The sequence below is a fragment of the Pectobacterium cacticida genome (assembly GCF_036885195.1).
Lineage (GTDB): Bacteria > Pseudomonadota > Gammaproteobacteria > Enterobacterales > Enterobacteriaceae > Pectobacterium > Pectobacterium cacticida.
Genome location: NZ_CP133656.1, coordinates 3649590 through 3661894, shown reverse-complemented (window position 1 = coordinate 3661894; position 12305 = coordinate 3649590). Strand labels below are relative to the sequence as shown.

Annotated in this window: 14 protein-coding genes and 1 riboswitch; of the genes, 6 read left to right on the top strand and 8 right to left on the bottom strand. The window is 53.4% G+C overall.

The genetic code is table 11. The features are described 5' to 3' along the window. Positions 1-7: 7 nt before the first annotated feature. The 7 genes from thiH to rsd form a co-directional block, all read right to left on the bottom strand. Positions 8-1144 carry a 2-iminoacetate synthase ThiH gene (thiH, locus tag RFN81_RS16665; protein WP_264496877.1) on the bottom strand — a complete coding sequence of 379 codons (1137 nt, stop codon included), beginning with the start codon at positions 1142-1144 and terminating at the stop codon, positions 8-10. Then, positions 1141-1926, bottom strand: a complete 786-nt coding sequence (locus tag RFN81_RS16660; RefSeq protein WP_264496876.1) for a thiazole synthase — start codon at positions 1924-1926, stop codon at positions 1141-1143. The genes thiH and RFN81_RS16660 overlap by 4 nt, the downstream gene beginning before the upstream one ends. A gap of 1 nt (position 1927) precedes the next feature. Continuing rightward, complete coding sequence (gene thiS, locus RFN81_RS16655) at positions 1928-2128, bottom strand: sulfur carrier protein ThiS (protein WP_264496875.1); 201 nt, start codon at positions 2126-2128, stop codon at positions 1928-1930. Then, a complete protein-coding gene (locus tag RFN81_RS16650) occupies positions 2113-2904 on the bottom strand; it encodes a HesA/MoeB/ThiF family protein (RefSeq protein WP_264499024.1) in 792 nt (263 codons plus the stop codon). The genes thiS and RFN81_RS16650 overlap by 16 nt, the downstream gene beginning before the upstream one ends. Before the next feature lie 7 nt (positions 2905-2911). Further along, a complete protein-coding gene (thiE, locus tag RFN81_RS16645; RefSeq protein WP_264496874.1) occupies positions 2912-3562 on the bottom strand; it encodes a thiamine phosphate synthase in 651 nt (216 codons plus the stop codon). Further along, positions 3559-5502, bottom strand: a complete 1944-nt coding sequence (thiC, locus tag RFN81_RS16640; RefSeq protein WP_319800185.1) for a phosphomethylpyrimidine synthase ThiC — start codon at positions 5500-5502, stop codon at positions 3559-3561. Before thiC ends, thiE begins: the two co-directional genes overlap by 4 nt. 119 nt (positions 5503-5621) lie before the next feature. Beyond that, positions 5622-5755, bottom strand: a riboswitch (TPP riboswitch). Between the two features lie 109 nt (positions 5756-5864). Then, on the bottom strand, positions 5865-6326 hold the full coding sequence (gene rsd / locus RFN81_RS16635; RefSeq protein ID WP_264496873.1) for a sigma D regulator: 462 nt from the start codon (positions 6324-6326) through the stop codon (positions 5865-5867). Between the two features lie 106 nt (positions 6327-6432). Between rsd and nudC the strand changes: the two genes are divergently transcribed. The 6 genes from nudC to RFN81_RS16605 all read left to right on the top strand — a co-directional run bounded on the left by nudC (position 6433) and on the right by RFN81_RS16605 (position 10949). Continuing rightward, positions 6433-7215, top strand: a complete 783-nt coding sequence (nudC, locus tag RFN81_RS16630; protein WP_264496872.1) for an NAD(+) diphosphatase — start codon at positions 6433-6435, stop codon at positions 7213-7215. Between the two features lie 132 nt (positions 7216-7347). Continuing rightward, on the top strand, positions 7348-8412 hold the full coding sequence (gene hemE / locus RFN81_RS16625; protein WP_264496871.1) for a uroporphyrinogen decarboxylase: 1065 nt from the start codon (positions 7348-7350) through the stop codon (positions 8410-8412). Positions 8413-8427: 15 nt separating this feature from the next. Continuing rightward, positions 8428-9117: a deoxyribonuclease V gene (gene nfi / locus RFN81_RS16620; RefSeq protein WP_264496870.1), complete on the top strand. Its 690-nt coding sequence runs from the start codon at positions 8428-8430 to the stop codon at positions 9115-9117. Positions 9118-9194: 77 nt separating this feature from the next. Further along, positions 9195-9785: a YjaG family protein gene (locus tag RFN81_RS16615; protein ID WP_264496869.1), complete on the top strand. Its 591-nt coding sequence runs from the start codon at positions 9195-9197 to the stop codon at positions 9783-9785. Positions 9786-9989: 204 nt separating this feature from the next. Continuing rightward, positions 9990-10262: a nucleoid-associated protein HU-alpha gene (hupA, locus tag RFN81_RS16610; protein WP_011091875.1), complete on the top strand. Its 273-nt coding sequence runs from the start codon at positions 9990-9992 to the stop codon at positions 10260-10262. A 6-nt stretch (positions 10263-10268) separates the two neighbouring features. Next, a complete protein-coding gene (locus RFN81_RS16605; RefSeq protein ID WP_264496868.1) occupies positions 10269-10949 on the top strand; it encodes a DUF1481 domain-containing protein in 681 nt (226 codons plus the stop codon). 69 nt (positions 10950-11018) lie between these two features. Here RFN81_RS16605 and purD read toward each other — a convergent pair whose 3' ends face one another. Beyond that, positions 11019-12305: a phosphoribosylamine--glycine ligase gene (gene purD / locus RFN81_RS16600; RefSeq protein ID WP_264496867.1), complete on the bottom strand. Its 1287-nt coding sequence runs from the start codon at positions 12303-12305 to the stop codon at positions 11019-11021.

Sequence of the window (12305 nt, the reverse complement as noted above, 5' to 3'; positions counted from 1 at the left end):
GTGTTTCTTATATAGATTCGTTGACGCGTCCCAAATAGCCGTCCCAATCTTTCCACACCGGCTGTAAGCCCGCCTGAATAATTGCCTGCGCCACGTCGTCGGGGCGTCGGGCATCGTGCGGGGAAAACTGTTCCAGCTCGGGGTGGTCGTCGGCGTAGCCCCCCGGCTGGGTTTTGGAGAACGCGCTGACATTGTTGATTGCGATTGGAACCGCATGATCGCGGAAGTAAGGGGATTCGCGTGTGGACAGCGATAGTTCAATATCCGGTGCCAGCAAACGGAATGCGCAAATCACCTGCATAAGCTGCGCTTCATCCATGATTGATGCCGGTTCAATGCCGCCGGCACAAGGGCGTAAACGTGGAAACGAGATCGAATAACGGCTCTGCCAGTAGTGTTGCTGCAAGTGCAGCAGATGCTCCGCAACCATGTAGCAGTCGGTGCGCCAACTGTTGGACAGGCCGATTAACGCACCCAGTCCGATCTTATCGATCCCCGCTCGCCCCAGCCGATCGGGGGTCGCAAGCCGCCAGTGGAAATCCTGTTTTTGTCCTCTGAGATGGTGTAACTGATAGGTCGCCGGGTGATAGGTTTCCTGATAGACCATCACGCCATCCAGCCCTAGCGTTTTCAGCTCGGCGTAGTCCTCTTGCGACAAGGGTTGAACTTCGATCATCAACGAACTGAACAGTGGACGAATGAGTGGAAAGACGCGGCGAAAATAATCCATTCCCACTTTACGTTGGTGTTCGCCAGTCACCAAGAGCAGGTGCTCGAAACCGAGTTGCTTGATCGCGGCGCATTCACGGAGGATCTCGGCGTCGTCCAGCGTTTTGCGCTTAATGTGGTTGCTCATCGAAAAGCCACAATAGGTACAGTCGTTTGAGCACAGGTTGGACAAATACAGTGGCACATAGAAACCCACCGTATTGCCGAAACGCTGGCGGGTAAGCTGTTGCGCCCGCTGGGCGAGAGGTTCCAGATAGGCGCTCGCGGCAGGTGAAATGAGCGCCATGAAATCGTCACGCGTCAGGTGCGGCGTAGCTAGCGCGCGTTCAACATCGCGTGTGGTTTTTCCATTGATACGTAGCGTCAAATCATCCCAGTCGAGCTGCTGCCAGACGGTTGCAAAATCAACATTCATTGTGCTGCTCCTTCCGTCTGCTGGTGTAAAAAGCCGGTCAGTGGGCTGGTAGCGCTGGCGGCAAACTGTTTACTTCCCAAACCTGCCTGACGAGCAAGTGAACCAGCATCGACCGCCAGTCGGAAAGCGTTGGCCATTGCAACGGGATCGCGGGCAACGGCGATAGCCGTATTGACCAATACGGCGTCGGCCCCCATTTCCAGCGCCTCGGTGGCTTGACTGGGCGCACCAATGCCCGCATCGACAATCACCGGAATGCGAGCCTGCTCGATGATAATACGTAGAAAATCACGCGTTTGTAGCCCTTGATTGGAGCCAATAGGCGCACCGAGCGGCATCACCGCCGAGCAACCAACCTCTTCCAGTCGCTTGCACAGCACCGGGTCGGCGCCGCAATAGGGCAGTACCGTGAATCCCTCTTTGACTAACCGTTCGGCGGCTTTCAGTGTTTCAATGGGGTCGGGTAATAGGTATTTGACATCAGGGTGGATTTCCAGCTTCAACCAATGCGTACCCAAGGCTTCACGTGCCAGTCGAGCGGCAAAAATGGCCTCTTCCGCGGTTTTGGCCCCTGATGTATTGGGCAGCAATTGAATACCGAGCTGGCGTAACGGGGCGAGAATGGCGTCGTTGCCGCTATTCAGATCTACCCGTTTCATCGCCATGGTGACTAACTGCGAACCGGAGGCTTTCAGTGCCGCCAGCATTAGCGCTGGCGTAGCGAATTTCCCTGTGCCAGTGAGTAGCCGTGACGTAAATGATGTATCGGCAATGTGTAGCATGTCATCCTCCTGCTATTGCCTGAAAAAGCAAAATATCATCACCGTCCTGCACCTGATGTTGTGACCAGGTGTCACGCGGGATAATGGTTTGATTGATGGCCAGCGCGGTGCCTGGCTGGAGTCGGTCCATCTGATGTAATAGCGCCTCGACCGTGAGCGTTTCCGGGACGTCAAAGGGTTCATCATTCAGTGTGATGCGCACGGCGTCCCTCCACATACCGGGCAATGGGAGGCTCGCGTGAGCTGGAGCGTGTTCCAGCTCTGCTGTTTGCCGTTAAACATCTTTAGCTTACCGTCCAGCGCAGACGGCATGCCTGCCAGCAGTTTGATTGCTTCCAGCGCCTGAAGGGCGCCAATTACTCCGACGACCGGCCCGAGTACGCCAGCGGTACGACAGTTGCGTTGTATCTCGGTCGTATCAGGATACAGACAGGCGTAGCAGCCAGAGAGATAAGGCGGCATGAATACCGCAAGCTGGCCGCTGAAACCGACGGCGCTTCCGCTGATGAGCGGTTTACCTGCGTTCACGCAGGCAGCGTTAACCGCATGGCGCGTGGCCATGTTGTCGCTGCAATCCAGTACCAAGTCGACACGGCTAACGGCGCTATCTAATGCGGCGCCGCTGAGCCGTTCGGTCAGTGCGAGCGCTTGCGAATAGGGATTTAGCGCCTGTAGCTGACGCTGTGCTAACACGGCTTTGGGCGTATCGGTGTCACGGGTACGATATAAAATTTGGCGTTGCAGATTGCTGATATGCAGTGTGTCATCGTCGGCAAGCAACAGTGTGCCGACCCCAGCGGCGGACAGATAGAGCGCGGCTGGCGAGCCTAGTCCACCTAACCCCACCAGCAGAACACGGGCGGCTTTGAGTTTCCCTTGGCCTTCCGGGCCGATCTCTTCCAGCATGAGCTGACGGCTGTAACGCATGAATTCGCTGTCGCTTAACGTGTCTGGCGCAGGGAGAGGATTCATTACCATGACCATGTTATGCCTCCCGCCCTTCGATCATGTTGAGCAGCGTCGCGGTCGCCAGTCGCCAGTCGGGTGCTTGTGTGATGGCGCTGACGACGGCAATGCTGCCGACGCCCGTTGCCAGCACCGCGGGAACGCGATCGATGCCGATCCCGCCGATCGCCACCGTAGGAAAACGGCCCTGCAGCTCGGCGATATGTCGCGTCAGTTCGGCCAGCCCCTGTGGCGCGGAAGGCATCTCTTTCGTTTTTGTAGGGAAAATATGTCCAAGCGCGATGTAAGAGGGGGTTATCGCCACCGCGCGCGCTAATTCACGATCATCGTGTGTAGAAACGCCTAAGCGTAGGCCCGCGCGCTTAATCGCGGTCAGGTCGGCGGTATCCAGATCTTCCTGACCCAGATGAATGCCATAGGCTTGATGTTTAATGGCTAATTGCCAGTAATCGTTGATGAACAGCCGAGCCTCATAATGGCGACCTAACGCTATTGCCTGAACGATATCGTCTTCGACCTGTTCATCGGGTAGGTCCTTGATTCGTAGCTGAATTGTTTTTACCCCAACGCGCAATAAGCGCTCAATCCATTCCACGCTGTCCACAACAGGATAGAGGCCAAGCCGTTGTTCGGTTGGGGGAAAAGGCATCGCGGTGTGAGAGAAGGTCATTTATTGTCCTCCGTTTGCAGGCTGATGGCGCTGTGGTAGATCTCCCCGCCTCGGGAGCGGAATTCTCGCGACATCTGCGCCATGCCGACGTCAATCGGCTTAGCCTCCGCTTCCTGTTTCGCCGCGTAATCACGCACTTCCTGCGAGATTTTCATGGAACAGAATTTAGGGCCGCACATCGAGCAGAAATGGGCGATTTTACCGGATTCCTGCGGCAGGGTTTCATCGTGGTAGGCGCGCGCCGTTTGAGGATCGAGTGCCAGATTAAACTGATCTTCCCAACGGAATTCGAAACGCGCCTTGGACATCGCATTGTCGCGGATCTGCGCGCCGGGGTGCCCTTTCGCCAGGTCGGCCGCGTGGGCGGCGATCTTGTAGGTAATCAACCCCTGCTTGACATCTTCTTTATTTGGCAAACCGAGATGCTCTTTCGGTGTAACGTAGCAAAGCATGGCGCAACCGAACCAGCCGATCATCGCCGCGCCAATACCCGATGTAAAATGATCGTAACCCGGCGCGATATCGGTAGTCAGTGGGCCAAGCGTATAGAATGGCGCTTCGTGACAGTGCTCCAGCTCTTCCGTCATATTGTGGCGGATCATCTGCATCGGGACGTGGCCGGGGCCTTCGATCATGACCTGTACGTCGTATTCCCAGGCAATTTTGGTCAGTTCACCCAGCGTATGTAGCTCGGCAAATTGGGCTTCATCGTTGGCGTCCTGAATGGAGCCGGGACGCAATCCGTCTCCTAGCGATAGCGCGACGTCATAAGCGGCGCAGATTTCACAGATTTCACGGAAGTGTTCGTACAGGAAGCTCTCTTTGTGATGTGACAGACACCATTTCGCCATAATCGAGCCACCGCGTGAGACAATGCCGGTCAGGCGTTTGGCCGTCATCGGCACGTAGCGTAGCAATACGCCCGCATGGATGGTGAAATAGTCCACGCCCTGTTCCGCTTGCTCTAGCAACGTATCGCGAAACATCTCCCAGTTCAGGTTTTCCGCTACCCCATTCACTTTTTCCAGCGCCTGATAGATAGGGACTGTCCCAATAGGCACCGGGCTGTTACGTAGAATCCATTCGCGGGTTTCATGAATATAACGCCCGGTCGAGAGATCCATCACCGTATCCGCGCCCCAGCGGGTGGACCAGACCAGTTTTTCCACTTCCTCTTCAATGGAAGACGTGACGGCGGAGTTACCGATATTCGCGTTTACTTTCACCAGAAAGTTTCTGCCGATTATCATCGGTTCCGATTCCGGATGGTTGATGTTGCAAGGAATAATCGCACGTCCGGCGGCCACTTCCTGACGGACGAACTCCGGTGTAATGTTTTCCGGCAAATGAGCGCCAAAACTTTGTCCCGGATGTTGCTGGCGTAATACATCACCGTGAATGCGCTCACGCCCCATATTTTCACGAATGGCGATAAATTCCATTTCTGGCGTAATGATGCCCTGCCGCGCATAGTGGAGTTGTGTGACGCATTTACCCGCTTTGGCACGTAATGGTCGAGGTAGGTGCTCAAAGCGTAGATGATCCAGCCCGGCATCAGCCAGACGCTGTTGAGTGAAATTGGAACTGACGCTGGAGAGCGCTTCGGTGTCATGACGTTCGGCAATCCAACTAGCGCGTCGTTTTGTTAGGCCAACGCGGACATCAAGCTGGGCAGCGGGATCGCCATAAGGTCCTGATGTGTCGTAAACCGGAATAGGTTCATTGGCTTCGTACTGAGGATTATCTTTGTTGCCGCCAAGTAGCGTCGGGCTGAGCTGAATTTCTCGCATCGGTACGGCAATGTCGTCACGTGAGCCCGCAAGGTAAATGCGCTTGGAATTGGGGAAAGCCATTCCCTGCAACGTATCGATAAACTGCTGGGCGGCGGCGCGCCGCTCGCGGCGACCCGATGTTGGCAATGCGGTTGGTTCTGTAGACATAGCAAGTTCCTGTATACGTGATAGGGAAGATTGCTTGTCTGGAGTTCGGAGGGAGTAATTATGATTCGAACAGCAAGAGGAGTCAGTGGCGACTCGCCGTGCTGGCGTCGATCTCAATGAGGTGCATTACTCTTGTTCCCTTCGCAGGTATTAACCCGATCAGGTTCCGCGGATCCCGAATTAACGGTCTCAGCCTGTGTGCTCAAGGTTTCTAAAGGAAACACCAGCACGCTAGGCACTCCGACAAGATTGTCCGTCTATTAAACGGACGAATAAAACCCTCACACTGTATGACGGTAAAACGCGGATGTCAAAGCGAGCCTTGTTGTCAGCGCCGGTAATGAAACCCGTTTGGTTGGTGGCTAGCTGTCGTAAACCAGACGAATCATGTTGTCTTCTAACGTAAAGCGCGTTTCCAATGCTTCTCCGACGCAGGAGAGTGCCCGCTGGAATTCAAGATAGTTATCATGGTCGATAGAAGTCATTAGATGACTATCGTAAAACGTCATAATGTGCTGTGTGTTATTTTGCAGGGCAATATCGAGTTGGGTTGAATGTGCTAAAAGTGATTCGCTGTGGGTCGCTGCTTCATGCAGCATCTTTTCGTATAAATGGAAGTGTCCAGTGGAAAGATAATCCACCAAATTATGGCAAAAGTTATCCAATGCCGTGTCGTCCAGAGCAGACAATGCCTCTCTTTTCGGTTTGATACCGACCAGATGATAATAAGCCACGAGAAGCTGTTTCCGCGCTTGTAGCCATTGGTCGATTAACGCATTATTGCCACCAACGTGTTCAGTCAGACTTTGTAGCTGGTTTAGCATGGTTGACTCCGTGAAGGTAAGAATAACTGCAATTCCAGTTATATAACTTAGGTAATCACTCCAAATGTAAAATGCCAGTGAAGTGGCGGTGGAGCAATAAAAAGATATGGAACAGACGCTGAAAGGTGATGAAACCGGCTGGTGGGTCGTAAGCGACGCGGTACAGGTTTGGCTGCCTCAAGGGGAATTACCGTGCGGAACGGCGATGGCGTGGTCGTTGCAGGGGCAACGCGCCCGCCAAATCGGCGAATGGCATGCTCAGCCTGTCTGGCTGGTGTGTCAGGCGCGGGAGGCCGATATGGTATCGGTTCGCCAGTTACTCGATCAGGACGTGAATTTATTCCAGCTAGTGGGGCGAGGCGTACAGTTGGCAGAGTTCTACCGCTCTCATCGTTTTTGCGGTTACTGCGGTCATCAAATGGTGCGGAGCAACACGGAACTGGCCTGTTTATGCCGTCACTGTAAAGAACGCTATTATCCGCAGATTGCGCCTTGTGTCATCGTTGCGATTCGTCGTGGAGAGGAAATTTTGCTGGCGCAGCATCATCGGCATCGTGGAAATATGTATACCGTACTGGCTGGGTTTGTGGAAGTGGGCGAAACGCTGGAGCAAACGTTGGCGCGTGAGGTGATGGAAGAGAGCCAAATTCAGATAAAAAATCTGCGCTACGTGAGTTCGCAGCCCTGGCCATTTCCGCATTCATTAATGATGGCATTTATGGCTGATTATGCGGGAGGAGAGGTTAAGCACGATCCGAAAGAGCTGCGCGATGCTGCCTGGTTCCGTTATGACCAACTTCCCCTGCTGCCACCTCCGGGTACCGTAGCGCGTCGACTTATTGAGGACACGGTGGTGTTATGTCGTGCTCATCATGAAAACGCAGACTGAGGTGAGATTATCTGCCCCATAAATGATGTGGATACAGACTGTACTCACGTCATAAAACGTTGGCCTTATTGTGACGCTATTCCACCGCATCTTTAGGTGATGTGAACGGCATAAGGCTGAAAGGAAAAGAACATGACCTACCTGAAAAACGATCGCTATCTACGGGCGTTATTGCGCCAACCTGTGGATGTTACCCCCGTGTGGATGATGCGCCAGGCGGGGCGCTATCTGCCGGAGTACAAAGCAACCCGCGCACTGGCCGGGGATTTTATGGCGCTGTGTAAAAATGCAGAGCTAGCCTGTGAAGTCACGCTACAACCGTTACGACGCTATGCGCTGGATGCGGCCATTCTTTTTTCCGATATCCTGACTATTCCTGACGCGATGGGCTTAGGGTTGTACTTTGAAGCAGGGGAAGGCCCGCGTTTTCAATCTCCGATTACATCTCATGCCGCAGTGGTGAATCTGCCGATTCCCGATCCTGAGCAGGAGCTCGGTTATGTGATGAACGCAGTGCGGACGATCCGTAAAAACCTCGCTGGTGAAGTGCCGTTGATCGGTTTCTCGGGCAGCCCCTGGACGCTGGCGACCTATATGGTTGAAGGCGGCAGCAGTAAAGCCTTTACCGTCATCAAGAAAATGCTGTTCGCCGAGCCTAAAACATTACATCTGCTGCTCGATAAGTTGGCCGATAGCGTCATTCTTTATCTCAACGCACAGATTCGCGCAGGCGCGCAGGCGGTCATGGTTTTTGATACCTGGGGCGGTGTGTTGAGCGGGCGAGACTACCGTGAGTTCTCTCTGAATTATATGCGTAAGATTGTTGATGGGTTACAGCGCGAGAGTGAAGGCCGCCGCGTGCCAGTGACGCTCTTTACCAAAGGCGGCGGTCAGTGGCTGGAGGCAATGGCAGAAACGGGTTGTGACGCGCTGGGGCTGGACTGGACAAGCGATATGGCCGATGCGCGCCGTCGAGTCGGCGATAAAGTGGCCCTACAGGGAAATATGGATCCATCTATGCTCTATGCCGATCCTGCTCGGATCGAACAAGAAGTCGCATCGATCCTGGCCGAATTTGGGGCAGGTAGCGGGCATGTTTTTAACCTGGGTCACGGCATTCATCAGGACGTGCCGCCGGAGCACGCTGGCGTCTTTGTTGAAGCGGTGCACCGGTTGTCTCGTCCTTATCACGTATGATTCACTGGAGGTGAGGTGATTGATACACAACGATTACGAGCCGAACAACTGGCCCGCGCATCAGAAATCATCCGATACGATGATTTGCCTTTTGGGCAGCCTGCATTCATCGCCGGGGCCGATGTGGGTTTTGAGCAGGAAGGGGCGGTAACGCGCGCTGCAATCGCGGTAATGCGTTATCCTTCGTTGGAGCTGGTAGAATACAAGATTGCGCGTATCAGCACGACGATGCCCTACATCCCCGGTTTTCTTTCGTTTCGCGAATGCCCTGGGCTGTTAGCTGCATGGGCATTGCTTGAGCAAAAGCCCGATCTGTTGTTTGTCGATGGGCATGGGATTTCCCATCCCCGCCGTCTCGGTGTCGCCAGCCATTTTGGCCTATTGATTGATGTCCCCACGATTGGCGTAGCGAAAAGTCGGCTGTGTGGCCGTTTTGAACCGTTGGCGGAGAGCGTCGGCAGCCAGCAGCCGCTACTGGATAAAGGCGAGCAGATTGGCTGGGTATGGCGCAGCAAGGCGCGCTGTAATCCGCTATTTGTGGCGACGGGGCATCGAGTCAGTCAGGATAGTGCATTGCGCTGGGTACAATCCTGTATGCGCGGCTACCGTTTACCGGAGCCGACTCGTTGGGCAGATGCTGTCGCGTCAAATCGTCCCGCATTTGTGCGTTGGCAACGGCAGAAAGCCGCTAACGTGTTGTCGTAAAACTTTAGGAATTCAGGCATAGGGCGTCACTATGATTTCAGGTACACTGCCGTCCGTCGCCGTTAATGAGCATAAAAATGTTACGTAATCCCATTCATTTACGTCTGGAAAAGCTGACGAGCTGGCAGCATGTCACATTTATGGCATGCCTTTGTGAGCGTATGTATCCCAACTACCACGAGTTCTGTCGTCAAACGGGCTTTGGCGATGCGATGGTCTACCGTCGCATCCTCGATTTGATATGGGAAACACTGGTCGTTAAAGAGGCGAAGGTTAATTTCGATAGCCAGTTGGAAAAGTTGGAAGAAGCGGTTCCTACGGCTGAAGACTACGATATTTATGGCGTCTATCCCGCTATTGATGCCTGTATTGCGTTGGGTGAGCTCATTCATTCTCGTTTAAGTGGTGCTACACTCGAACATGCGATAGCAATTAGCGAAGTGTCTATTCGCACGGTTGCGATGTTGGAAATGACGCAAGCGGGCAAAGAAATGACAGACGATGAGCTCAAGGTTTTGCCTGCAGTTGAAGAAGAATGGGACATCCAATGGGAGATTTTTCGCCTATTGGCGGCTTGTGAAGAACGTGATATTGAGCTGATTAAAGGGCTCCGTTCCGATCTGCGCGAGGCAGGGAGTAGTAACATCGGGATAAATTTGCATCAATAACGTGATAAAACGTGATTTAAGGCCGTAAATGGCCTGTCTAAAGGCTTCACATTCGCACCCCGTCTGGTCTACATTTGGGGAGGCGTAAAAAAAAGTGGCTGTCGGTGCGTGTATGCAGGAGAGTGCTACCATACCCTAAATGGGAAGGGCATATCCCTCGCACTCGATGCTTAGCAAGCGATAAACACACTGTAAGGATAACTTATGAATAAGACTCAACTGATTGATGTAATTGCGGACAAAGCTGATCTGTCAAAAACTCAGGCTAAAGCAGCCTTGGAATCAACGCTGGCGGCAATTACCGAGTCTCTGAAAGAAGGTGATGCAGTACAATTAGTTGGTTTTGGTACGTTTAAGGTCAACCATCGCAATGAGCGCACGGGCCGCAATCCACAAACCGGTAAAGAAATCAAAATTGCTGCTGCCAATGTGCCAGCGTTTGTGTCTGGTAAAGCGTTGAAAGACGCTGTTAAATAAGCAGCCATGCTGGTTAAGCGTTTAGGGGCGTTATCGCCCCTTTTGTTTTTACGACGTTGGTGTGGGGCGGGCGTCGTGCTGGTCGCCGTGGTGGCATGTAGTAACCACACCCCACCGCCCGAATTTTTCGCCAGCGGTTACGTTGCCGATCGCGGTATTGTGCGGTTATGGCGTAAAGATGATGCGCAGAATACGACGTCGCTGACTACCGTGTATAGCCCCTTGCAGGGCAATGCCCTGGTGGTGACTCGCTACACGTTCCAACAGGATAAGCTACGTGAAATACAGCGTAATCAGCTCGGTACACAAAAGGAAGATATGCGTTTGCGCTTTGCTGAAGATGGAACCGTCAGCTTTATGCAGCGGCAACTGGCTGAAAGACGAGAGTCGCTTTCCGATGATGATGTTGCGCTCTATCAGTTCGATGCAAAACGGATGTTGGAATTGAGTGATGTCCTGCGTGCAGGCAAGGTAATACTGAAACAAGGGAAATGGCTGGAAGGGCAAGTTCAGTCTTGTGATGGTAAGGTCGTTCGCCCTGATTTCGACAGAGACTCGCGTGAATGGATTGCACAGCAAAAATCGCATACGGCGCGTCCGCTGAACGTTGCATGGCTAGAAGCACCCGAAGGGATTCAGCTATTGCTGGTGGTGGAAGATGACGTCTGCCAGTGGCAGCCTAAATAGCGATTAAAAAACCCGGATTTCTCCGGGCTTCAGTATTGATCAGATAATCGTTTATCGGAGCATCAGTTATCAGGCTTGCTCGCGCTCAATGGCACGGTAGCCGATGTCTTTGCGACAGAATACTCCTTGCCACTGAATACCTGCGGCTATTTCATAAGCGCGTTGCTGCGCTTCGGCCACGGTATTACCCAATGCGGTGACGCACAGTACGCGGCCGCCGTTGGTAACGACATTAACACCGTTCAGCTTAGTACCCGCATGAAAGACCTTGCCATCTTCGGCATCCTGCAGCGGTAAACCGGAAATCACATCGCCCGTGTTGTAGTCAGCCGGGTAGCCGCCTGCGGCCAAAACCACACCCAGAGACGGACGCTCATCCCAGACGGAATCTTTCTGATCCAGCGTTCCGTCACAGGCTGCCAGACACAGCTCCACCAGATCTGAGCGCAGGCGCAGCATAATTGGCTGTGTTTCAGGATCGCCAAAGCGACAGTTGAATTCGATCACTTTTGGCTGGCCATCGGCAGAAATCATCAGTCCTGCATACAGGAAACCGACGTAGGTATTTCCCTCTGCGGCCATGCCATTTACGGTCGGCCAAATCACCTGATCCATCACGCGCTGATGAATTTCGTCGGTCACGACTGGTGCAGGTGAATACGCGCCCATACCGCCAGTATTTGGGCCGGTATCTTTATCCCCCACACGCTTATGATCTTGGCTGGTTGCCATCGGCAATACATGTTTACCGTCCACCATAACGATGAAACTGGCTTCTTCGCCATCAAGAAACTCTTCCACCACGATACGGTGTCCGGCATCGCCAAATGCATTGCCCGCCAACATATCCTGAATGGCATTTTCTGCTTCTTGTAATGTCATGGCGACAATGACGCCTTTGCCCGCGGCTAATCCGTCCGCCTTGATAACAATAGGAGCCCCTTTACTGCGAACATAGGCTAGCGCGGGTTCAATTTCGGTAAAGTTCTGGTATTCCGCCGTTGGGATGTTATGGCGTGCCAGAAAATCTTTTGTAAAGGCTTTAGAACCTTCTAACTGGGCTGCGCTCTGTGTTGGGCCAAAGATTTTTAGGCCTGCACTCTGAAACGCATCTACAACACCAAGAACTAACGGTGTTTCTGGGCCAACGATGGTTAAATCGATGTGGTTTTCCTGTGCAAAGGCGACTAACGCAGGAATATCGGTTGCGGCGATATCGACGTTGGTCAGCGCCGGTTCAAGTGCGGTGCCCGCGTTGCCTGGAGCAACATAAACGCGCTTAGCCAGCGGCGATTGCGCCGTTTTCCAGGCCAACGCGTGTTCGCGTCCACCACTGCCAATGATTAAAATGTTCAT

Excerpts from the sequence above, each read along its gene's own strand:
- thiH (WP_264496877.1), bottom strand. The coding sequence starts at position 1,144 with ATGAATGTTGATTTTGCAACCGTCTGGCAGCAGCTCGACTGGGATGAT.
- RFN81_RS16660 (WP_264496876.1), bottom strand. The coding sequence starts at position 1,926 with ATGCTACACATTGCCGATACATCATTTACGTCACGGCTACTCACTGGC.
- RFN81_RS16650 (WP_264499024.1), bottom strand. The coding sequence starts at position 2,904 with ATGGTAATGAATCCTCTCCCTGCGCCAGACACGTTAAGCGACAGCGAA.
- thiE (WP_264496874.1), bottom strand. The coding sequence starts at position 3,562 with ATGACCTTCTCTCACACCGCGATGCCTTTTCCCCCAACCGAACAACGG.
- thiC (WP_319800185.1), bottom strand. The coding sequence starts at position 5,502 with ATGTCTACAGAACCAACCGCATTGCCAACATCGGGTCGCCGCGAGCGG.
- rsd (WP_264496873.1), bottom strand. The coding sequence starts at position 6,326 with ATGCTAAACCAGCTACAAAGTCTGACTGAACACGTTGGTGGCAATAAT.
- nudC (WP_264496872.1), top strand. The coding sequence starts at position 6,433 with ATGGAACAGACGCTGAAAGGTGATGAAACCGGCTGGTGGGTCGTAAGC.
- hemE (WP_264496871.1), top strand. The coding sequence starts at position 7,348 with ATGACCTACCTGAAAAACGATCGCTATCTACGGGCGTTATTGCGCCAA.
- RFN81_RS16615 (WP_264496869.1), top strand. The coding sequence starts at position 9,195 with ATGTTACGTAATCCCATTCATTTACGTCTGGAAAAGCTGACGAGCTGG.
- hupA (WP_011091875.1), top strand. The coding sequence starts at position 9,990 with ATGAATAAGACTCAACTGATTGATGTAATTGCGGACAAAGCTGATCTG.
- RFN81_RS16605 (WP_264496868.1), top strand. The coding sequence starts at position 10,269 with ATGCTGGTTAAGCGTTTAGGGGCGTTATCGCCCCTTTTGTTTTTACGA.
- purD (WP_264496867.1), bottom strand. The coding sequence starts at position 12,305 with ATGAACATTTTAATCATTGGCAGTGGTGGACGCGAACACGCGTTGGCC.